Below are 22,802 nucleotides of genomic sequence, written 5' to 3' on the forward strand. Positions count from 1 at the left end.
ATACTGAATTTCCGGCACCGGATACTTGTTTTTTACAGAAACAGATATTAAGTTCTTTCCATCACAACCTGCCTGTCAAGTATCCCCCTCATCATACCCGCTGCCTGCTTTAAGTCCTCCTCCCACTCTCCTCTGCCCACATCCCAGAATTCAGTCACATACCTGCGTATCCCGCATTCCCAAGCGGTCCTGATTCCATTTTCAAAATCCACATGGCCCCTTCCAAAAGGAACTTCCCTGAATACCCCAGGTTTTGTCTCCTTTAAATGCATGGCGCACAGATGGCCTTTGCCGCTGCGTATATCTTCCTCCACGCCCGTTCCATGTGTTTTCGCGGCATTGGTGATGTTACCCAAATCAGGGTAAACCGTAAGGAAACTGCTGTCAGCCATCCTGACATATTTCATGGCCTTCTCCACTGTGTTCATGAATTCGGTTTCCATTGTCTCAAATCCCAGGACGATTCCATACGCAGCAGCCATCTCCACGGATTTACATATATTTTCTGCAAACCTCTGTCTGGTATCTTCATTCCCGGCTTCATAATACACATCATATCCCGCAAGCTGGATAATCCTTATTCCCAAATCATCGGCCAGCCCGATTGCCTCTTTCATGATCTGCATTCCCCTGGCCTCTGTCTCCTTGTTGCTGCTTCCCAACGGATACTTCCTGTGCCCGCTGAGACACATGCTGCGAAATGCAATTCCCGTGTCATGCATATCCCGTATCACACCCATACGCTCACTGTTTCCCAGTTCCAGCCTGGCCAGCTTCTGGGGCGTCTCATCGATACTCAATTCCACAAAATCATATCCTGCCATCCTGGCGGCTTTCAGCTTATCCCGGAAGGGAAGCCCCATAGGTATGGCCTTTTCATAAAGCCCCAATGAATAATGTCCTAATCTGCACATCTGCCTTACACCTCTGTCACGCCACTGTTCCCTGCAACATCACATCCTGCCCCGGATTTTTGCACAGTATCCCGCCATCTATCCATGGATTGCCTCATATATCATCTTAGCCGTCCCCCGTTTATCCTCAGCCAGCATGATACCGCTTCCCACAATCACCACATCCGGTCCAAAGGATACGATATCGTCAATGAACTCCGCCTTAATCCCTCCTGATATGGACGTCCTGGCCCGCTTTATCACTGCCTTAATCCGGCTTAAATCCTTGGTGGGCGCCTGGTTCCCGCCAGCAATGGTATCATGTGAGGTATGTACGCCGATACAGTCTGCCCCCAGGGCGTCCACCTCTGCTGCACGCTGCACAATATCGTCCACGGAAATCAGGTCCACAAAACACTCTTTTCCAAATTCCCTGGCGGCCTCCACTGCCCTGGCAATCACAGAATCATTGGTGACCCCGGCTACCGTGACAATATCCGCTCCCTCCTCATATGCAATCTTGGCAATGTCATATCCTCCGTCCAGAAGTTTCATATCAGCCAGCACTTTCACGTCCGGAAATGCTTTCTTCATCTCCCTGACAGCCCTGGTTCCCTCGTTATACATAAGCGGCGTTCCCAATTCGGCGATATCCACGTATGGATAGATTTCCTCCATTACCGCCAGTGCCTCTGATAAATCCCTGCAATCAAGTGCAACCTGTAATTCCATGTCCCTTTTCTCCTTTTCATTTTAGAATATGTCTTCCCACAGACCATGAAGCGCGTTCATGGTCTTTATAAAATTGCCATATTTCCCATCATATACAGCCTTCCTGCCCTGGTTGGGCATGACCGCCTTCTTTATCTTCACGGTCCCCCCGGATGCCTCCATGAAATCGCGGTAAAAACCAGCTCCGATGGCAGCCGCAATGGCCGCTCCCTTTGCCCCCAGTTCAGCCCCGTCCACAATCTCTATGGGCAGCTGCAGGATGTCCGCGAACATCTGGAGCCATACATCGGATTTGGTGACACCGCCTGACAGCCGGATGGCCCTTGGTGTTTCCCGTGTCCTTAAAAGCCGTTCCACATGATACCGGTGAGAGAATACAACTCCCTCATAAGCTGCCCTCACCATGTGCTCCCTGGTATCCAGAGGCGACATACCAAGCCATACCCCGCGGCTTCTGCTGCTGTCCATGGAACCGTTTAAGAATGGCAGGAACACCACTTTACCCTCCTCCGGCCCTATGCCCTCCACGGCCTGGTTTAACTGATCATATACACGTTTCCCATTCCGGCTGCATTCCTCTGCTTCATCCTGGTACAGCGCCTTTATGACCCACTCCAGATTCCCTGCGGAAGTGTTGGATCCCTCCTCAATAAAGTAATATCCCGGTATACAGTATAAGGAATTAAGGCCTATGTTTTTGTCTGTAACCGGCTTCCTGCCAAGATATGCGTTAACACTGCATGTCCCTGCCATCATACACAGCTGGTCACCGGACACCATGCCCATGGCCGCAGAACACGCGTCAACGTCAAACATGCCTGCCACCACCCGTGTTCCTGCTTTAAGGCCTGTCTGTACGGCCGCCTCCTTTGTGACAGTGCCGCAGACATCGGCCGGCTGGTACAGGGGCGGCAGTTTTTCATAAACCTCGGATATTCCCAGATACTCCAGGATGCTTTTTTCATACTGTCCGGTAAACAGGTTCATGAAACTGCCTCCGGACTGGTTGCAGCAGTCCGACACAGCCTGCCCGGTCATGCGGTATACCAGGAAATCCTTCATGGAGAATACCCACCGGATTTTTTGGTAATTCCAAGGCTCATGGTCCTTCATCCAGGCCAGGATGGAAACAGGATGGGACGTATAAAGCCCCTGGCAGGTCATGGGCCGTACCTTATCCACGGTCCCATCCTCCGCCCACTGTTTTGTATACTCCCAGCTCCGGTTGTCTGAGGATGTAATGGCATTCCTGAATGCATTACCGCTGGAATCCACTGCATATACTCCTTTACCCTGTCCTGCAAAACCCACACATTCCACTTCCCCTGCAGGAACCCCGCTTTCTGCCAGCACCCGGGCAATACATCTGCAGTTAATGGCCCATAGTTCATTGAGGTCAATCTCCACACGCCCAGGCTCCGGAATCATGGTCCGGCTGGCTTCCCTTGCCAGGGATACCATGCTGCCATGTTCATCATACATGGCAGCCTTTATAAAGGTTCCTCCGTTATCCACTCCGATTACATATCTTCCCATCCTTGTCCCTCCCTATCTCACACAGATACACGGGATGTGCTTTTCTTTATATTTTTGAAAATCTGTTTTGCATTCGCTGACTGGGAGAAAACCACGATAATCAGCAGCAGCCCTGTTACAACCTGTTCCCACAACGGATTCACATAGGACTGCATGTTGAAAATGTTGTTCAGGAAGCCCAAGATCCATGCCCCGGCAAATGCTCCCATAATCTTCCCCCTGCCTCCCGTAAGGTAGATACCTCCCAGGGCGCAGGCCGCTATGGCATACATCTCATAACTGGTGCCCGCCAGGGGGTACGCCGCCTCTGTCCTGGATACCAGAAGGATTCCGGCCAGACAGGCCAGCATGCTGCACAGCATATGTGCCAGAAGCCTTGTCTTATATACATTAATACCCATCATGGTTGCAGCCTCCTCGTTCCCCCCAACTGCATAGATATTCCTGAAGGCAGACCTTTTCTTTAACAGGACCGCAAAGACAACAAAGGTCAGGATGAAAATCACCAGATAGATGCTGATATAGCGGAAAAAAATGATTTTGCCGAATGTGGCAAACCCGGGACTTATATGGACTGCCTTGTAGGTATCCCCCCGCGTCATCATCAGAAGGATTCCCTGTATGCCAAGCTGGGAGGCAATGGTCACAATCCAAGGATGAAAGCCGGCTTTTACAATCAGGGTGGCATTGATGAACCCAACGCCTGCCGCCGCTGCCATGGGTATCACGAATGCCAGCACTGCCGAATAATTGCTGAAATACAGGGACAGGAATCCGCTGAATGCAAACAAAGTGCTGACGCTTAAGTCAATGGAGCCTGACATGATGACCAGCGCCATGCCGCATGCCAAAAGGCCCCGTATGGTTGCCTGCCTCCCCACGTTGCTGATATTGTTGATGGTCAGAAAGGATTCCCCGTTCAGCAGTGTTCCTACCATCATGACAATGACAACGCCCACGATGACTCCATAACCATTGAATCTCTGTCTTATCTTTTTTAGAATACCGTTCATAGCCGCCACCTCTATTTCTTTGTTGCAACACGCTGCAGATAAACCGCCCCGAAAATCAGCAGCGCTTTGATAACAAGGGAAATTGCATAATATATGTTATTCATGTTGACCATGATCACTATCAGCTGCAGCAGCAAGGCGCCGCACAGGGTTCCTATGATATTGGGCTTTCCACCCCTCATGGGCGTTCCCCCCACAACCGTGGATGCGATTGCGTCAAACTCATAGCTCAGCCCCAGGCTGGAACCGTCCGCGCTGGAAACCATGATGCACTGTTCAATACCCGCAAGGGTCGCCAGCATGCCGCTGACCACATATGTAATCAAAATAACCGCAACCACATTGATTCCCGATATCCTGGCAGCTGTCCGGTTATCCCCCGTGGCCTCCAGATACACGCCAAAGGAAGTCTTCTCTATGACGAACAGGATGACAGCCAGGAGCACGGCCACGCAAACCACATGGATTGGCACCACACCGCCTACCCGGTAATAAGATAGGGCTGAGACCGATGAATTGTTGTAGCTGATAGGAGTGCCGCCGGATGCCACCTTGGCAATTCCCCTTAAAATATACATCATGGCCATGGTTGTTATCATGGACTCCACCTCAAACCTGGCAACCATGACGCCGCAGAAGGCCCCTGCAGCCATTCCCACCACAGCAGCCCCGGCCAGGGCAGCCACCGGATTACCTCCTGACTTCACGATAAAGGAAAAGATAACAGAACCAAGGGCCATGCCGGAACCAACGGAAATATCAATATTACCCGTGGCAATGACAAGGGTAAGTCCCATGGCAATCAGTATGACCGGCATGGACTGGATAAACAGGTTCCAGACTGTCTGTATACTAAAAAAGTTATTGGTATAAAAGCAGTTGAAGCCAAACAGCAGGAAGAAGAATATGACCGCCCCATACTTCTGGAGCACCTCTCCCAGGGATAGCTTGTTGTTTTTTACCGCCATGTTTAACCCTCCTCACTCTCAGCCGCTATCATTGCCATGATGCTCTGCTCCTTAATCTCATCCCCCGAAATCTCACCCACATTCCGTCCGTCCCTGAGGACGATGATCCGGTCGCAGTTGCGCACCAGCTCGGACAGTTCGGAGGAAATATAAATCACGCTGATTCCCTGTGCCGCAAAGTCCAGCACCAGCTTCTCAACCTCCTGCTTGGCCCCCACATCAATTCCCCTTGTCGGTTCGTCCAGTATGATCAGTTTCGGATCCGTGGCCATCCACCTGGCAAGTATTACCTTCTGCTGGTTCCCTCCTGACAGGAAGCGTATCCTCTGCCTGTCATTGGGCGTCTTAATCTTCAATGCACTGATATAACTGCCCACCACCTTGTTCTGCAGCTTCCTATTTATCACAATCCCTCGGGATATTTTTTTCATGGATGATACTACGATATTGTTCTTCACAGACATGTAGGGAATGATTCCCTCTTCCCTTCTGTTTTCCGTACAGAATGCCATCCCCTTACTTATGGCATCCTTGGGCGATGCGATTACTGTGTCTTTTCCATTTATCTTGATGGTTCCTGCATCCATCCGGCTAAAGCCGAACAGAAGCTGGGCTGTCTCGGTCCTTCCCGAACCTAATAAACCTGCTATCCCCAGGATTTCCCCAGGTTTGATGCCAAAGGATACGTCCCTGACCTTGGGGAATTTGGCAAGATGTGAAGCCTCAATAAAATAGTCCCCTTTCATCTCCCGGACCGCCCTGGTCCTGCTTCCTTCCACAACCTTCCTGCCCACCATCCTGGTGACAAGCTCTTCCTTTGTCATGTCTGCGGTAGGAAATGTGCCCACATATTCCCCGTCCTTTAAGATGGTAATGCTCTCAGTCAGTTCAAAGACCTCGTCCAGCCGGTGGGTAATGAAAATAACGGATACCCCCTTCTCCTTCAGCTTGTTCACAATCTTAAACAGCTGGGACACCTCATTGCCATCCAGGGAAGAAGTCGGCTCGTCCAGCACCAGAAGCCTGCATTCCCTGCTTGCCGCCCTGGCAATGGAAATCATCTGCTGGGTCGCTGTGCCGAATCCATTTAACTGTTCCCTTACATCAATATCCAAGTCCAGATCCCCCAGTATCTTTTCAGCCGCGGCATACATCTTATCCCATTCAATATTTCCGGATTTATTCCTCGGATACTGCCCTAAGAAAATATTCTCAGCCACGCTCAGGTACGGAATCATGTTTAGCTCCTGATAGACCGGGCTGATACCGGCCTTCTGCGCCTTCTGCACATCCGTTATATGTACCTGCTGTCCATCCATACGGATTTCGCCTTCGTCCGCCTGATAGACACCGGTCAGTATCTTAATCAGCGTGGACTTCCCTGCCCCATTTTCTCCCATCAGCGCATGGATTTCGCCCTTCCTTACGTTAAAGTTAACCCCCTTCAGCGCATTCACGCCTGCAAAGGACTTTTTTATATTCTTCATTTCCAAAAGAAATTCCTTTTCCACAAATCCACCTCTTCCTTTTAGACAGAATAAGGGAACTACCTTCACAATCCCTGTTGTCAAAACTGTTTCCGGCAGTTCCCATATGAATCAGACCATACTGTTTTTAGAATCCTTCTACTTCATACAACTCGTCCACATTTTCGGTGGTGATTGTAGACTGATGGACAAAGTATTCTTCCTCCAGCTCATCGCCTGCAAAGTACTTGTTGATACAGTCAAAGAGGACGTCCCCGCCCTTAGGGGTACATGTGATGATGGCGCCGATTTCATCTGCCTTAATGGCGTCCAGGGCCTCTTTCTGTCCGTCTACCGCCACAATCCATACATCCTCGTTGGGTTTAAGTCCTGCCTGCTTTAATCCCAGAAGCGCTCCCAGCGCCATCTCATCTGAATGACAGTAAATCACATCGAATTTCTGTCCTGACTGGGCAACATTCTGTACAACCTCCTGGGCTGTTGCCCTGGACCACTCCCCGTTCTGCTGGATTACCTTAATGTTGCCGTGGTCAGCCACATATTCATTAAAGCCCCTGGAACGGTTCTGTGCATCGGACTGTCCCGGATTACCTGTGATTTCCAATACCGTGGTGTCCTTGTCCCCCACATGACCCACCGTCCACTCGGCGCAGCCCTGTCCCTGCTGGTACTGGTCGGAACGGATGGTTGTGATGAAGTCCTCTTTCCACTTTCCGTCCAGATACTGGGTATCCATATCAATTACCGGGATGCCGGCGCTCTTACATGCCTCAAAGGCAGGCGCCACCGCATTGGCATCCACGGGAACGATTACAATCAGGTCACATTTTTGTGCAATCAGGTCCTCCACGTCCCCAATCTGCTTCTCAATGTTGGAATCCGCATTGGTCATGATTAACTCATATCCGTTCAGTTCCGCATATTTTGTAACATCCTCAACCTCTGCAACCCTCCATGCCCCCGAGTAGGTGGATTCAGAAAATCCGATTTTCAGCTTCTTTTCCCCTCCGTCCTCCGATGCCTTTGCCCCGGTCTCCCCAGCCGGTGTTTCAGCTGCCGGTGCAGCCGTCTTCTCCTCAGACGCCTGGGCTGCTGCTTCTGTTGCCGCAGGTTTTGCGCTTTCAGTGGAGCATCCCATCAGGGATGTGGACACCAGTGTCACTGCAAGCATTGTACCCCATAACTTTTTTAACATAACTTACCTTACCTCCTGTTGTTTTTTACTGTGTTGCTTGTTTTGCTTGATAACCATATATTACAGGAGTTTCTGATTATAATAAATAAAGTTTTTTTGGCAATTATGTATTATTTTTTAGATTATATGGAAATTTTATTGACATTTGGTATAATATCCCTGAACTCGTATCATATATTTCTACATTTAAAAGAGGAAATATCTACATGAAAATAAAAAATGCGCATTCCATCAACCAAACCCTGTTCCGCTATCTGATAATCATATTCATGGTGTATGTCCTGTTCATCACAACATTTTTAAGCTACATATACAAGACCCAGATAGACTACCTCAATGACATGGAAGTAACCCGGATGTCCCTGTACTACCGCGAATCACTGGATAACCTGCTGCTGTCCTGTGAATCCCTTTGCACTTCCATTGCGAAAAATTATGACATCCAGACCATGCTGAGGACTGATATTGAACGGGAGACTACGGAATTCTACAAAGAGAAAGTGGATATCAACTGTAAAACATCTTTTTTAGTACAGTCTTATGCCGAGGAGGAGCTTCCCCTGGCCATCCTGTTAGATGACGGCAGGAAGTTTAAGTCCGGTAATTTTACATTATTGGAACATGATATCGTAGATAATCCATTTTACCAGACAGCACGCAAAGGCCCCGTCACATGGTGGCACCTTCCTAAATCAAACATATTCCGGCGGCTGGAAACAGACCTCTATGTGGTAACCATGCCCCTGGTCAACATCAGCACCAACCAGGTGAACGGGATCATTGCAATTGAACTGAACCAGACCGCCCTTAACAATGCCCTGAATTACGTATCCTCACAGCCCGCCTATTTCAGGATCACCCAGGACGGAACCCCCATCTGGCGCCTGGGAGACGAGGCACTGGCAGGGACAGGCAGTTACAGCCAGCCCTTAAGCAACGGATGGCAGCTGGAGGTTTACACACGTCCATCCAACCTGAACCTGTCATTCCCGCCTGAGCTGGTATGTATATTCATTGCGATGCTTCTCATCATCATTGTCACATTCGTATTGACTTCCCGGGGAATCTATAACAAAATTTCCTACCCCATATCAATACTTGCCACCAATATGGCCCACATTAAAATGAATACCCTTGATAAACCCATGGAGACCAACACCGAGATATCCGATATCCTTACCCTTTACTCCGGTTATAACACCATGCTCCAGCGTATCAATATGCTCATAGAGAATTCCAAGCAGGAGGAAAAGGAGATACGCAAGGCGCAGTACGCCGCCCTCCAGGCCCAGATCAATCCCCATTTTTTATACAATACCCTGGATATCATTGCATGGCAGATACGGATGAAGGATTCTGAATCCGCCCTTAATACTTTAATGGATTTCTCCACATTTTTCCGTCTGTCCCTAAACCGAGGTAAGACGCTTATCAGCCTTAAGGATGAATTTGAACATATGAGGATTTATCTGGAAATCATGAGGGTGCGCTATGACCAGGGTATTAACTATTCCATAGAAATCGATGACCCCGGGATATTGTCTTATTACTGCTCTAAACTGATACTTCAGCCGGTTGTGGAGAATTCCATCCAGCACGGTATCCTGCAGACGCCTTCACAGAGCGGGAATATCTTTGTAACTGCGGTCAGGGACGGGAATCATGTCACTATACGCATAAAGGATGACGGGATTGGGATCCCAAAAGAAAAAGTAGATGAACTGAATGCTTTCCTGTGTGATATTAATAAGCATCCGGAAAAGGACCAGGGCCTGGGATACGGCATCTTCAACATAAACAGAAGGATAAAGCTCTCCAACGGAAATGAATACGGAATCACCATAGAAAGCTGCTGCCGCCAATACACCCTGGTTACAATAAAAATACCACTGCTTGACAAGGAGGGAACTGTCATTGTTTAAAATACTCATTGCTGACGACGAGCCATTTACACGGCGCTGTATCATAAATGCACTTCCATGGGAAGAAAACGGCTTTTCCGTGGTAGCCAGCTGCAAAAACGGAAAGGAGGCATTCGAGGCCCTGGAACAATACCTGCCGGATATTGTCATCACGGATGTGCGGATGCCCATTATGGACGGCCTGGATTTATTAAAGAAAATCCAGGAATCCTATCCCCATATATGCGTGATTGTCATTAGCGGATTCGAAGAATTTGACTATGTGAAGACAGCCATGGATTATGGAGCCTATGGCTATATGCTGAAACCCCTGAACCCGGATGAACTTCTGACCGTGGTAAAAAAGGCGGCTGCCAGCATTACGGATAAACGGAAGCTGAAGGAACTGATCATCACGGAAAAATCCATCCTCAACAGTGTCCTCAGGGGTGAATATCCGTCGGACCGTTTTCTCGGTCATACGGACCTGATTGACAGTTTGGAGAATCAATACTATACCGCCGCGCTTATGTCCCTGAACGGTTCCCAATACATGCTGGATGCGGAAATTTATTTCCAGGCAATCAAAAAACATCCCGGAGAGTTCTTTTTCCCTAATGTGAACTTCCAGCATGTCTTCCTTTTATGTCATGAGGACATTGAAAAACTATCCAATTATACGGAACGCCTGCATAAAGACCTTGAACACTACCTGTCCGGGTACACCGGATACTGCGTGGCGGTAAGCACACCACACCATGGACTGATGGGAATCCTGGAAGGCCTGAACGAGGCATCTGACACCATGAACCTGCGCTATATTGTTTCTGACAACAGGATATATTATGCCGGTCAGGAATATAATGCCAATTATGCGCTGTTTGACGACCAGATTAAGGAAATGACTTCCGCAGTCCTTTACAAAGACATCCATGGCTCCACCGCGCTTTTGGACGCCTTCCTGGCAAAAGGACAGATGAATATGTACAGTATCAAGGATTTTGCCAATCACCTGATTTACAAACTGTCAAACCACATACACACCGATGAATTCAAGGTCCAGGCCGCCTCCTATGCGGTGAAGATTTATATGAGCCATGAGATTCCCGAGATTAAGGACCGGCTGTGCGGCTTCCTTGAAAACTGTATTAAGCATCTGAATAAGGAATCCCAGTCCAACACCTCCGTCATCCTGCACGCTGCCATGGAATATATAGAAGCCAACCTGTCCAACCCCAACCTGTCCGTGGCGGATATTGCAAAGCATGTACACTTAAACGCAGCTTATTTCTCTACCCTTTTTTCCAATAACTGCAAGACAACCGTCATCAACCATATCATCCGGAAACGGATGGAACTTGCCAAGGTGAACCTGGTTGGTACGAACCTGAAGATTGCCCAGATAGCAGAACAGTCCGGATATCTGAATTCCACCTACTTCTGCCAGCTGTTCAGGAAGAACACGGGGATGTCGCCCCTGGAATACAGGAACCTGAACAAGGTCCCGCCTACGCCAGATACGTCACCAACGGAATCGTCACCACCGACAGTACCGAGGTAAGCGCAATGCTCTTCGCGGAAATGCTCCCGTCCGTTGTCCCATACTCCTTTTCCACCATCATCACCACGCTGCCCACGGGCATGGCCATGAGAAGGATGAATATGCCGTAGGACACCGGGTCCACGGGAATCATCTTCATCAGCGGGATACAGAGGGCAGGAATGACCAGCAGGCGGATGGCGGAAAGCACCAGCTGCTTTTTATCCGTCACCAGTTCCCGAAGATCGGACTGGGCCACCATGATTCCCACGGTCATCATGGACAGCGGTACTGCGGCATTGCCCACGCTGTCCACGAATGTTCCCATCACCTCCGGCACACGGATATGGAATGCAAAGATAAGGATGGCGATGGCACAGGCACCTGTCCCTATGTTAAACACCTTTTTCCATGGCAGCTCCCGCTTCTGTCCTTCAGCTGCCGGGGCATTCCCCATAGCCAGGAGGATGCCGTAGGAATAGACCAGCAGGTTATATCCCACAATATAGAATGCCACAAAGATGACTGCCTCCTCACCGTAAAGGCTGCGTACCAGCGGAATCCCCATGAATCCCAGGTTGGGGAATATCATCATCAGGCGGTAGCAGTTGACCTCTGCTGCGGAAAGCCCCATAATCCTGGCAAATACTTTGCTGAGCAGTATCAGCACAACAAAAAAGACAGCCACCAGAACCAGATTCTCCGTAACCATGGCCGTACTGTATGTAATTGTCTTGTTCAGGACCCCTGAGATTATCAGGCATGGATTAAAAATGTTGATAATTGCAGATGAAAGGCTCTTGGCGCCTTCCCTGGATACAATCCCTCTCTTATATGCGGCATAGCCGGTCAGCATCATAAGGAACAGGATCAGCATCTGCTTTGCAATAATTCCTGCATTCATTCTTATACCTTCTTCATTTACATTGATTCATCCATTGTATCTGATTCCTTACGTATTTTCAATGCATTTTCAACGGTTCGCCCAAAAACCCCCTGAAAATAGGTTGAGCCGGTAGAAAAGGCCTCCTGCCAATCCCACCGGCTTATATATATGTGCATCTATATGAAAAGCTCTGACTGCTTGTTTATGGTTAAAGTATACCTGGGATTTGTGACCTAAGTTTGACCAGTTACTAAATAGTTTATAAAGAGACTTAAGAAAATATGACATTATCTTTTGAATATCTTTTATTTTCTTTTATTGACATATAATATTATATGCTGTATAGTATAAATATATTATACGACATATAATATGACGAGACAAATAATATTTAACCAACAGAACAGAGGGGTGCTTATGATATTCAACACAGGGTCTGCACTTTTGGACGCAATCGTACTTGCTGTGGTCTCAAAGGATGCGGATGGAACATACGGATACAAGATTACCCAGGATGTGAGGTGCGCCATTGACATATCCGAATCCACCCTATATCCCGTGCTCCGGCGCCTTCAGAAGGAGGACTGCCTGGAGGTTTACGACATGGCCATTGACGGCAGGAACCGCAGATATTATAAGATTACGGAAAAAGGGAGGGTACAGCTGAATTTGTACCGGGGTGAATGGGTAACTTATTCACAGAAGATATCCCAGATATTTAAGGAGGCTAACCTATGACCAGGGATGAGTTTATGAAGGAGCTTGCGTATCTCTTACAGGATATTCAGGACGAAGACAAGGAAGACGCGCTTCAGTATTACATGGATTACTTTGATGAAGCCGGGACGGACCGTGAAGCCGATGTGGTACGGGAGCTTGGAAGTCCTGAACGGATTGCCTCCATCATCCGCTCCGATATCGCAGGAAATCTGGAGGACGGAGGTGAATTTACGGAAAGCGGCTATAAGGATGAGCGCTTCAGGGATCCCAATTATCAGGTTGTCAAGCGGTATGACCTGCCTGAGGGCAGGGAACCGGAGTGGCAGGAATCACGCCGGGATGGCAGGGAACGCCAGGATGGCTGGCAGGATAGTGTCCACGGCGCACAGGGCAACAGCTGGCGGGATAACGTCCACGGCTCACAGGGCAGCAGCTGGCAGGATAATCCCCACGGCACACAGGACAGCCACGGCAGCTGGCAGGATAATCCCCACGGCGCACAGGGAAGCCACGGCAGCTCCCGTCCCAGGACCAGCGGTCCCCTTAAGGTAATCCTGTGGATCATCCTTATCATCGTAGCCGTACCCGCACTGCTGGGCATCGGCGGAGGCGCACTGGGGATTGTGGCCGGACTGATTGGCATCCTGGTGGGTGCGCTGGTACTCATCGGTGTCCTGACCATCGCCATGCTCATAAGCGGTGTTGCCATGGTGCCCTATGGAATCGTGCATATATTCATGCACCCGTTAAACGGATTCCTCATATCAGGAACCGGCCTTATATTCCTGGGCGTGGGAGTGCTTTTACTGGCCCTTGCGGTGTTGTTTTACGGAAGGTTCATCCCTTTCCTCATACGCAGCATTGTCAATAGCCTGAACCGTCTGCTTCACGGAAGGAGGAAACCATGAAAAGATTTATCAAGATCTGCGCGCTGACCGGACTTATACTCCTGCTGGCAGGAATCGGCATCACCTCTGTATCCGCGGCCCTGGGAGGCAGGTACTCAAGCTATCTGCCCCGGCGCATCTGGTCCATGGTATGGGATGATGACGATTATATGGATCATGGATGGAATGATGATTTTTCCGATACCTGGAATTCCGGTAAAGGCTGGGTCAGCTGGACCGAGGACACCCTGCGGCCGGACGGGAATCATGACCAGGATCCCGGTGCATTTTCCTCCACAAGGAAACTGGATATAGACGTGGATAAATGCATCCTGCGCGTATATGAAAAGGAAGACATTTCCCAGATAGAAGTCAATGTAAATGATAAGTACAACGCCACCCAGTGCTACATGGATAAGGACACCCTGAAAATCAAGCGGGAACAGAAACACCGCCGGGGCGAGGATATCCGCATAGAGGTCCTGGTTCCCACGGACTATGAGTTTGATAAGATTTCCGTGGACATAGGCGCTGCCGAATGCCAGTTCAGCCAGATACACACCAACAAGCTGGATATTGACACAGGCGTGGGCGCTGTTACCTTTACCGGAACAGTGGCCGGGGATGTGGAACTGGAAACCGGGGTCGGGGATGTGACCCTGAACCTGGCCAATCCTGAACAGGATTATAATTACAGGATTGAATGCGGCGTTGGCACCATTCGGGTGGGCGGTTCCAGCTATACCATGCTGTCCCACGAAACCCATATCAACAACAACGCACCCTACAACATGGAACTGGAGTGCGGCGTTGGCTCAATAACTGTTAACTTTAGCGATAGCGTATAGATAAAGGAGAATTACCATGGAGAAAAAATTATACCGTTCCAATACGAACAAAATGCTGTGCGGGGTATGCGGCGGAATCGGGGAGTATTTTAACATTGACCCCACCATCGTGCGCCTGATATGGGCCATCTTCATCTGTTCCGGCCCCGGTATCCTGGCCTATTTCATCGCGGCCCTTATCATACCCTTGGACGAGGGTTAAGACGCTGCCTTATCCAGTCCAGTATATACTGGAACAAAAGGGGCAGGGTGATTGCCCACAGCAAATAAAATACCCTGAACTGAGGCAGGTCTTTTGGGAAATAACAATACCAAAGGTCTGCCTTATATTGTTCGAAGCTGAACCCGGAAAACAGCGGCGTATATTTGGCAAATGCCGCAAACACGGTCTTCAGGGCCATCAGCGCCATGATGTGGTGCATCATCACCGCGTATGTATGGCTTCCGAAATAGCGGACTGCCGGGCTGTCCTTCAGCGCAGCGGCCGCTGTGCGGGATACCCTGAGCCAGAATGCGGTTCCCGTGGCAGCTGTTATGTAAGGGAGGATATATCCTGTAAAACCGTTGCAGAAAGCCACGGAGTAAATCAGGGGACGCCCCCATACGGCCAGCCCCAGCTGGATGGTCATAAGGACCCCGAAGTACCATATGCCGGGCACCCGGTCCTTTTCCTCCAGCTTCTGCCTGTACAGTGTGCCCCACTGGTAACAGGGAAGCAGGAACATCATCCGTACCAGGGTCAGCCAGCCCTGCCCATACCTGCCGCTTAAGGCCAGGCTGATGCCTCCTATACCAATCCCCATATACACAGCCGTAACTGCATATTCATTCCCCGCCGCCTTCCCAAGGATACGCCGCAGGAACACATTGGCCATCTCCACCAGGAACAGGGCCGGAACAAACCAGGCAGCCAGGTTATATTCAAACTGGTGTCCTGTCATGAACGGTTCTATGAACAGGTTATACAGGTTCAGGCTTCCCCCAAAAGCAAACCCGGCCCCGTGAAGGAACTGGGTGATGATTCCATATACCAGGTTATAGACCATGTAAGGCCCCAGAAGGCGGACCGCCTTCCTCTTCGCATACGCCCTAAGACCGGCCTCACTGCCCGGCCGGAAAAAGTAGCCTGATATGAAGGCGAACAACGGCATGTGGAAGGAATAGTAGGGGAACAGGCCTCCGATATCCAGGTAGCTGTTATTTAAATGCCCGTCCACCACGAAAAACATGCCCAGGGCGGACAGGACGGCAAACTGCATGTTGATGGCATTTCCTTTTATCTGTTTCCCGGAAGCGGGAGCTGTATTTTTCATGTCCGGCATAGGTTCCTCCACTGGTATTACGGTTCCATATCATTCTTTGTAGGATAGTATAATTCATATATTACGTGAATGCAACCTGTCATGGTCACCGTGGCCCACCTCATGGTCACCGTAACTCATCCTCTCCCCTTTATCCCCTCCATGAACCGCCCGAAATCCGGGCACCGTATACTCTCCTCAATCTTCTCCTTATGGCGGTACCATTTCCCCAGGAAACTGTATATCCCATTCCTGAACTCATAGCTGCCGTCCGACACATTCATGAATATGATGACCTTCACATACTGCCGTTCCCACAAAAACGGTTCCTTTGTGAATGTCACGTGCACGAACGGGGTCAGGAAGGGGTTCTCCGCCCTTATAAGCGCAACCTGGTTCCCCAGTTCCTGACCGAACCGCTCCACATTTTCATATAATATCCTTGCCTCCCCAAAGTCCATCATCTGCATCTCGCAAAGGGTGTCAAACAGATATTCAAAGTACGTATCCGGCGTGTCCGCCTCCGCCCCAGTCACCCACAGGCTGGGGTCCATGAACTCGTCAATATTAAAGGACTCCAGGGGCAGGGATGTAAGGGCCTCCATGATATCGGAAAAGCTTTCCACGATGTTACAGCCCGTATGGATCCATCTGACATAGCCGGGAAGGAAATGCAGTGGTACGGTTGAGACAATCACCTCATTGCCGGTAAACTTCATGGACTTCAGTTCATCCACCCTGCATGTCAGGAGCGTGTTCACATAGTTTCCAAACAATGCCTGCAGTTCTGTAAAATACATCACCGACTCCGCCCTGCTGCCGGGACAAACCAGTATCAGCGTCTTGTTCTGCCGTTCCCCGTACGTGACGATACACATGTTAAAATAAACAGCCAGATAACCGAACTCATTGGAATTCACCTTAATGTCAAGTTCCTGTTCCAGCATCTGGACAGCCACATTTGCCACATCCACTGCCAGCGGGTAGTTGCAGAAGGTATCATTGAGCACCGGATTCTCAATCAGGATACGGTTCCTGCACCGCTGCGCCATACGCGGCAGGTGAAGCTTTAAGTAATGGGCCAGCTGCTCCTGCCCTGAGAAACGCAGGCCGAATTTCTCCTCTATCCTCTGAAACATCCTGCGGATCACGCAGTCAAACCGGTCATCCTCCGGCCCTGTCTCTTCCTTAAGGCTTCGGAACTGGAGCATGCAGGCCATGTTATGGATTTCTATATCAGGCATGGAAATGCCCATTGTCTCCCGCAGCCCGTCGCTGATACTGACCGCCATGTCCATGAACCGGCGGGATACCTGAAGGGAGCTGTCAAATTCCACCTCCTTCCTGAACCGGCACCTCTGGGCCGCTATGTAAATCTGGAGGGCCAGCTCCCTTACCACGGCTTCGGGATAACTGACGCACAATGCGTCCGCCCTGGACTTAAGGATGTGCTGTATCTGGCTGATCCGCTCTTCACCGGGGCCTGTACCCGGGGTCTTCTCCCATTTCCCCTCATTCCGGAAAAACAGCTCTGCCATACAGCGCCTGAGCGCTGTCTCAGTCCCCTGCAGGCGTATCCCCTTGTGGGATGCGTGGACCACCTTCAGCCCATAAAGCTCCAGCAGCCTGCGTACCTGCCTCATGTCCTGGTTTAAGGTGGAACGGCTTACATAGAGTATCTGCCTCAGTTCTTCCATGGTGATATAATAATCCAGCGCCAGCAGCTTCCCCGCAATATACTCCACCCGTTCCGGCCCGGTGTCCGGTATACGGTCAGACCGCTCATACTGCATCTGTTCCATCAGCAGGCTGAGGGGCTTTAACCCTCCTCCGTCATTGGGGGCAAGGCGGTAGCCCGCGCCCGGTTTTGACATAATGCGCACATCATAATCTTTTAAAAGTTCATTCAGCTTGGCCATATCCGTTTTAACGGTCCTCAGGCTGACACCTGTCTCCAGGGCCATTTCCCTGCTGGTAACAGGTCCTTCCCTGTCCATCAGCAGGTGCAGATACTGCTTATGACGCTTCATCAAATACATAGCCTGTTACCTTTCCGCTATTCCAGCCGGACCGGGACATCCTCCGGCAGATCGCGTATCTCAAATTCCATGTCCTGTTCCCTCAGTTTTTTTAACGCCTGCAGTTCATCCGAGGAACTCTCCCTCACGCTCCCCACGTTCACACGGACCAGCCCCTCCAGACTGGGCGCCAGCTTAAGAAGCTGGGAAAATGTCCCAGCCACCATGATGACCGGTTCCCGGGAGTTCCTGTACTGCACGGCCGCAGCCCTGGCCTCCTCCACATCCATGAACACCAGCTCTGCCTGGGAAGGGCAGGCCATGTTAAGGAGGCTCTGGGCAAAATAATCGAATCTAAGGCCATTGTCAATTAAGACAATGACCTTAGCACGTGTTGCATTTATCCACAGTAACGCTTTTTTTCCATAAAGGAAGCTGTCATCCACACGAAGAAGTCTTATCATCCGTCATACATACCTCAGGGTCTGTTTGAACCTTCATCCGCATCCAAGTAACCCGTTCACCCACACCATCTGTTCCCTTGAGCGTTCCAGCATATCCTCCATGCTCTCCCTGGATGGCATGGAACCGCTTAGGATTGTCTCTATCACAAAAGGAAGGTTAACTCCTGCAAATACCTGGAACTGTTCCCTTCCGGCCCATAGCTCCATAATCTTCTGGGTCACGCTCCCTCCCAGAAGATCCGTAAATACGATGACCGGTTCCCCGGGCGCAAAGGAGTTTAAAAGCCGCTCCATGTCCTCTGGAAATTCTGAATCTTCCATGTAGGCGCACACTGCATGAAGTCCCTCCACCTGGGTTACCAGGCGTATGGTGTCCACATATCCCAGCGCCAGCCTGCCATGGGTTGCTATTATATACTGCATATTCCGTCCCCCATGTTAAGATTCAAACCGCACATTCAGCTCTTTGCCCGCATTGTCATGATTGGCTACCACGGAACTTAACCCCATATCCCTGGCAGCAACATGGCTTAAGACCTGGAACGGGATTAGATACTCAATGGCTGTCAGGAATTCACATTCCACAAAATCACTGACAATGGAATGCCCGTCCGTCACCGGGTCATCCGGGGACGCCACCATGAAGCAGTTACGGGTATGCCTCCTGCACCACAGGACAAGCTCATCCATCCGGTCCCTCTCCGGTTCCCTGGGACACAGGAAGAACAGCACGGTCCCTTCTTTTACAGGCTGGTTCTGGCCATGCATGAACTCCTCGCACTCATAACTCATACAAGGCTTTAATGTGGTCTCCAAAAGCTTTAACCCGCCTTCCACCGCAGTGGCATAGTTGGCCCCATATCCCAGGAAGGTGAAGCTGTCAGCTTCCAGTAGGACCTGTTTATGGGCTTCATACCATGAAAGCGTGCGTTCTGCTGCCAGCGCCACACTTTGGGGCAGGGCTGCAAATGCTTCCAAATACCCGTCGTACTCACTCTTCACGATCCGTCCAAGGGCATATGCCGCTTCCACCACGCAGAGCATCAGGATGGCCATGGAAGCCACATGTCCCTTTGTCTCCGGAAAGCTCTCCTCATCCCCGCTCCGTTTCTCTATTACTATATCACACTCCCTGGCCAGTACGCCATCCCTTAAAAGCGTTGTACATATAACCGGTATTCCCATTTCCCTGGCCTTCCTGGCAACATACACCGGACCTCTGGTGCGGCCTGACTGGGCCGGGCATATGACCAGCATTTCTTCCGGACTATACATGCCGTTGACATTAAATCCGCTGTGGTTCATGAACAGGGTGGGGTAGCTTGTGGCTGCCTCCACCTTAAGAAGCTTTTCCATCATGAAGCCCACAACAACACCTGCATTATATGGGGAACCGTGGCCGCTTAGATACACCCGCTTCACCGGGTGGGTCATGAAATGCTTCACAAAATCCCCGCAGTAATACTCCCTGTTGTCCAGGATTTCCTTTATCACATCCGGCTCTGCCTTAATACAATCCATCATCGCGTTTTCATTCATATCCATATTACCTTTCTTATCACACAATCAGGAATCCTGCCGCGCCAAGGACCAGCCCCACAACAACCGTCACCAGGATGACAATGGCGGGTTTTACGTTCCTGCTTCTCATGAGCCAGGCCATGAACAGGGTGACGCCCAGGGGAAGCAGCCTTGGGAAGATGCCATCCAGGATTTCCTGTATATTGATGACTGATTCACCGATACTGAATTCCACACCGCAGGTAACCCCCACATAGGAAGCGGTCATGGCTCCGATTACCGTCAGTCCCACAATATAGGCCGCCTCTGTCAGTTTCTGCAGCAGCCCTCCTTCCTGCATGAAGCTGATGAAATTCTCGCCCAGCTTATACCCCAGTGTCAGGCCATACCAGCGCACCAGAAGATGCGGGATATTAAACATCAGCACAAACAGCACAGGACCCAGCAGATTCCCTTTCAGGGCCAGGGTTGCGCCCACGGACGCTGCCACGATACGGAAACAGCCCCAGAAAAAGGTATCCCCAATTGGCGCCAGCGGTCCCATCAGGGCCGACTTAACCGCGCTGATGGTCGGTCCCATGTTCTTATCCTGGCTTTTGGCATTCTTCTCCTCAAGGGCGGTCACGATGCCTACCACAAAGTTGGTAATCTGCACGGTCAGGTTAAAAAACTCGGTGTGCCGTTTACAGGCTTCCACATACGCCTCTTTATCATCCTTATACAGTTTCTTTAACAATTTGGTCAAGGTAAATGCAAATCCAAGGGCCTGCTGGCGCTCCGCGTTATAGGATGCCTCATGGCAGAAGGAACGCCAGAATATGGTTCTAAGGTCACTTTTCGTTACAGATATCTCTTCTACTGCCTGGTTCATCTTCTGCTCTGCCATCAAAAATCATCCTCCTCACTTACTTCATCTTTGGTTGTCATGAAACGGAATGCCGCAAATGCCACTGCCAGCACGGTAACTGCCATGATATCGACGCCAAAATACACTGCCAGTGCAAAACCTATGAAATAAAACGGAAGGAACCTCCTGTCCCACATGATATTAAGCAGCATTGCAAAACCAAGTGCGGGAAGCGCTGCCGCCACTACATCCAGGCCGCTGAGCACAGCCTGAGGCAATGCATCGACCACTGCCCCGATTGTATCTGTCCCAAGGGCCACTGCCAGGAACACGATCCCGCTGGTGATGACCGCCTTAATAATACCTGCCCCTATATGGATTGCATTAATGCCCTCAATATTACCCTCTGCCGCAAACTCGTCCACCTTATGCATTGCAAAACTGATGGCAACCTCACAGGCCGTAGCCACATATGCACAGAGGATACCGGTAGGAATGGACACGGTCAGGGCCACCGACACATCCGCGCTGCTGAGCACGGCATAGGCGGTGCCTATGATTGCGCCTGCCGCAACATCCGACGGCATGCTAAGCCCCAGATACATGATCCCCATCCATGTCAGTTCCAGCGTACCCGCCATAATAAGGCCTGTCTGCAGATCCCCAAGCACAAGGCCCGTAAGTGTGGCAGTAACCAAAGGCCTGTTTACCATTGCATCACCCAGGAACTTATTGCTGGAGTATGCAAAAAATGCTACCAATGCTACCAAAAAAGCTTGAAATACCATATATTTCCCCCTCCTTCATCTATCTGAACCATCCCCTACAGATACTTTGTAATATTAACAGATTTCTCAGTCGGCACCGTATAACAGCCAATCTCAACCCCCATGTCCAGCATTTTCTTAAAGTTCTCAATATCCTGGTCGCTGACAGCCAGATATTTGGTCAGAAGCTTCTTACCCGGCTCAGTCTTCATAAGCGCTGCGTTGAGGCTGCGCAGATACGGGACCTGTTCCGCCAGCGCAAGGGCATCGTCCGTTGTCTCCACCAGAAGTTCAATGCTGTACTTTTTAACATTCTCACTGTTTAAAAATGCAGCCGCCTCAGCAATCGGCACAATCCGTGTCTTCACAGACTTAGGCGCCGCCAGCTTAATCAGGTTCTTGCGCATATCATCCGCCGCCACCTTATCCCCGGCCACCAGAATCATGTTCGCCTTCAGCTTCTGTACCCACAACACCCCTGTCTGCCAGTGGAGCAGACGATAGTCAATGCGGAACAGCTTTACATTGTCCATAAACCTACCTTCCTTTCGATAAATTGCATAACAAATCCTGTTTACACAAGAAATTATACAGCAGTTTGTACAGTGTTTGAATTGATATTTTTTCACTAGGGATGGTGCAAATGGGTGGGATTTAAGGGCGGGATTTAGGGGCGGGGATGGGAGGGGTGCATCCGTTCGTGAGTAGAATGGGGCTGGGGGGAGGGAGGCGGCTGCGGGGCTAGCAGCTCTAGAGCTCTGGGAACCGGCTAAATACAAGAGGCTTCTGCCCAAACTCACGCTTAGATACTACCTTCCATCAGTTACTGGGTTCAGACAAAGGGCGCCAGCCTCTTAACGCCGGTTCCCACAGCTCAAGACCTGCACGCCCCTGTAGATGCCTCCCTCCCCCCAGCCCCATTCTACTCACCCGCTACGTTTTTATCGCCTCCACGCCACCTAAACCAAAAGTAAAAAATAATAATCTCCTGCCCAGTCTATTCCATACTTATGAGTCCGTACTTATAGAATCCATGCTTATGGCTTCCGTATTTATGGTTTCCGTACTTATTGGCTTCCGTACTTATGGCTTCCGTACTTATGGTTTCCGTACTTATGGCTTCCGTACTTATGGTTTCCGTACTTATAGGTTCCGTATAATAGCCGCACCTAGCTCTTGACTGGTTAAATCAAATAGCCATGCCTCCCTCCCCGTCTGCATCTCCCCTTACGTCCGCGCCCAATCCTCAAGTGCCGGGTATTTGGCGCATGTAATGGT

The 22,802-nt window shown here is 50.2% G+C and carries 22 protein-coding genes; 6 read left to right on the top strand and 16 right to left on the bottom strand.

The window, feature by feature from the left end; genetic code table 11:
• Window positions 1-47: 47 nt before the first annotated feature.
• The 7 genes from LK536_RS35295 to LK536_RS35325 all read right to left on the bottom strand — a co-directional run bounded on the left by LK536_RS35295 (window position 48) and on the right by LK536_RS35325 (window position 7,824).
• On the bottom strand, window positions 48-914 hold the full coding sequence (locus LK536_RS35295) for an L-ribulose-5-phosphate 3-epimerase (RefSeq protein WP_227794678.1): 867 nt from the start codon (window positions 912-914) through the stop codon (window positions 48-50).
• Between the two features lie 78 nt (window positions 915-992).
• Window positions 993-1,625, bottom strand: coding sequence for a 3-hexulose-6-phosphate synthase (gene hxlA, locus LK536_RS35300; RefSeq protein WP_008723500.1), 633 nt, complete (start codon window positions 1,623-1,625; stop codon window positions 993-995).
• Window positions 1,626-1,646: 21 nt separating this feature from the next.
• Window positions 1,647-3,161, bottom strand: a complete 1,515-nt coding sequence (locus tag LK536_RS35305) for an FGGY-family carbohydrate kinase (RefSeq protein WP_227794679.1) — start codon at window positions 3,159-3,161, stop codon at window positions 1,647-1,649.
• 17 nt (window positions 3,162-3,178) lie between these two features.
• Window positions 3,179-4,174 carry an ABC transporter permease gene (locus tag LK536_RS35310; protein ID WP_227794680.1) on the bottom strand — a complete coding sequence of 332 codons (996 nt, stop codon included), beginning with the start codon at window positions 4,172-4,174 and terminating at the stop codon, window positions 3,179-3,181.
• A gap of 11 nt (window positions 4,175-4,185) precedes the next feature.
• The gene (locus tag LK536_RS35315) at window positions 4,186-5,142 is read right to left on the bottom strand and encodes an ABC transporter permease (RefSeq protein WP_227794681.1); all 957 of its coding nucleotides are present in this window, start codon (window positions 5,140-5,142) and stop codon (window positions 4,186-4,188) included.
• 2 nt (window positions 5,143-5,144) lie between these two features.
• Window positions 5,145-6,653, bottom strand: coding sequence for a sugar ABC transporter ATP-binding protein (locus LK536_RS35320; RefSeq protein WP_227794682.1), 1,509 nt, complete (start codon window positions 6,651-6,653; stop codon window positions 5,145-5,147).
• 103 nt (window positions 6,654-6,756) lie between these two features.
• Window positions 6,757-7,824, bottom strand: coding sequence for an ABC transporter substrate-binding protein (locus tag LK536_RS35325; RefSeq protein WP_227794683.1), 1,068 nt, complete (start codon window positions 7,822-7,824; stop codon window positions 6,757-6,759).
• A 206-nt stretch (window positions 7,825-8,030) separates the two neighbouring features.
• On the opposite strand from LK536_RS35325, the gene LK536_RS35330 reads away from it, so the two are divergent.
• The gene (locus LK536_RS35330; RefSeq protein ID WP_008723485.1) at window positions 8,031-9,746 is read left to right on the top strand and encodes a sensor histidine kinase; all 1,716 of its coding nucleotides are present in this window, start codon (window positions 8,031-8,033) and stop codon (window positions 9,744-9,746) included.
• Entirely contained in the window at window positions 9,739-11,286 is a 1,548-nt protein-coding gene (locus tag LK536_RS35335; RefSeq protein ID WP_227794684.1) for a response regulator, read from the top strand. The genes LK536_RS35330 and LK536_RS35335 overlap by 8 nt, the downstream gene beginning before the upstream one ends.
• Here the strand turns inward: LK536_RS35335 and LK536_RS35340 are convergent.
• Window positions 11,234-12,169: an AEC family transporter gene (locus tag LK536_RS35340; RefSeq protein WP_227794685.1), complete on the bottom strand. Its 936-nt coding sequence runs from the start codon at window positions 12,167-12,169 to the stop codon at window positions 11,234-11,236. The two genes, LK536_RS35335 and LK536_RS35340, sit on opposite strands and share 53 nt — an antisense overlap.
• Before the next feature lie 399 nt (window positions 12,170-12,568).
• Here LK536_RS35340 and LK536_RS35345 point away from each other — a divergent pair, with 399 nt between their 5' ends.
• Genes LK536_RS35345 through LK536_RS35360 form a run of 4 tightly spaced genes read left to right on the top strand, consistent with a single transcriptional unit; the run spans window position 12,569 to window position 14,808 of the window.
• Window positions 12,569-12,889 carry a PadR family transcriptional regulator gene (locus LK536_RS35345; RefSeq protein WP_008723478.1) on the top strand — a complete coding sequence of 107 codons (321 nt, stop codon included), beginning with the start codon at window positions 12,569-12,571 and terminating at the stop codon, window positions 12,887-12,889.
• Window positions 12,886-13,779, top strand: coding sequence for a DUF1700 domain-containing protein (locus LK536_RS35350; RefSeq protein WP_227794686.1), 894 nt, complete (start codon window positions 12,886-12,888; stop codon window positions 13,777-13,779). The genes LK536_RS35345 and LK536_RS35350 overlap by 4 nt, the downstream gene beginning before the upstream one ends.
• On the top strand, window positions 13,776-14,606 hold the full coding sequence (locus tag LK536_RS35355) for a DUF4097 family beta strand repeat-containing protein (protein WP_008723473.1): 831 nt from the start codon (window positions 13,776-13,778) through the stop codon (window positions 14,604-14,606). Before LK536_RS35350 ends, LK536_RS35355 begins: the two co-directional genes overlap by 4 nt.
• A 16-nt stretch (window positions 14,607-14,622) precedes the next feature.
• A complete protein-coding gene (locus LK536_RS35360; protein ID WP_008723471.1) occupies window positions 14,623-14,808 on the top strand; it encodes a PspC domain-containing protein in 186 nt (61 codons plus the stop codon).
• Here the strand turns inward: LK536_RS35360 and LK536_RS35365 are convergent.
• From LK536_RS35365 to LK536_RS35400, 8 genes are all read right to left on the bottom strand, one after another.
• Window positions 14,786-15,928: an acyltransferase family protein gene (locus LK536_RS35365; protein WP_227794687.1), complete on the bottom strand. Its 1,143-nt coding sequence runs from the start codon at window positions 15,926-15,928 to the stop codon at window positions 14,786-14,788. The two genes, LK536_RS35360 and LK536_RS35365, sit on opposite strands and share 23 nt — an antisense overlap.
• Window positions 15,929-16,044: 116 nt before the next feature.
• Window positions 16,045-17,937, bottom strand: coding sequence for a BglG family transcription antiterminator (locus LK536_RS35370; RefSeq protein WP_227794688.1), 1,893 nt, complete (start codon window positions 17,935-17,937; stop codon window positions 16,045-16,047).
• Window positions 17,938-17,963: 26 nt separating this feature from the next.
• Window positions 17,964-18,389, bottom strand: a complete 426-nt coding sequence (locus LK536_RS35375) for a PTS sugar transporter subunit IIB (protein ID WP_008723465.1) — start codon at window positions 18,387-18,389, stop codon at window positions 17,964-17,966.
• 33 nt (window positions 18,390-18,422) lie between these two features.
• The gene (locus LK536_RS35380; RefSeq protein WP_120057422.1) at window positions 18,423-18,812 is read right to left on the bottom strand and encodes a PTS sugar transporter subunit IIA; all 390 of its coding nucleotides are present in this window, start codon (window positions 18,810-18,812) and stop codon (window positions 18,423-18,425) included.
• 15 nt (window positions 18,813-18,827) lie between these two features.
• A complete protein-coding gene (locus LK536_RS35385) occupies window positions 18,828-19,934 on the bottom strand; it encodes an SIS domain-containing protein (RefSeq protein WP_227794689.1) in 1,107 nt (368 codons plus the stop codon).
• Between the two features lie 13 nt (window positions 19,935-19,947).
• Complete coding sequence (locus LK536_RS35390; RefSeq protein ID WP_120057424.1) at window positions 19,948-20,796, bottom strand: PTS system mannose/fructose/sorbose family transporter subunit IID; 849 nt, start codon at window positions 20,794-20,796, stop codon at window positions 19,948-19,950.
• Window positions 20,796-21,545 carry a PTS mannose/fructose/sorbose/N-acetylgalactosamine transporter subunit IIC gene (locus tag LK536_RS35395; protein WP_008723458.1) on the bottom strand — a complete coding sequence of 250 codons (750 nt, stop codon included), beginning with the start codon at window positions 21,543-21,545 and terminating at the stop codon, window positions 20,796-20,798. Before LK536_RS35395 ends, LK536_RS35390 begins: the two co-directional genes overlap by 1 nt.
• A gap of 35 nt (window positions 21,546-21,580) precedes the next feature.
• Window positions 21,581-22,057 (bottom strand): PTS sugar transporter subunit IIB, encoded by a 477-nt coding sequence (locus LK536_RS35400; RefSeq protein WP_025484524.1) that lies wholly within the window; start codon window positions 22,055-22,057, stop codon window positions 21,581-21,583.
• Window positions 22,058-22,802: the final 745 nt, after the last annotated feature.

Source organism: Clostridium pacaense (assembly GCF_020709765.2).
GTDB classification, from domain to species: Bacteria; Bacillota; Clostridia; order Lachnospirales; family Lachnospiraceae; genus Enterocloster; species Enterocloster hominis.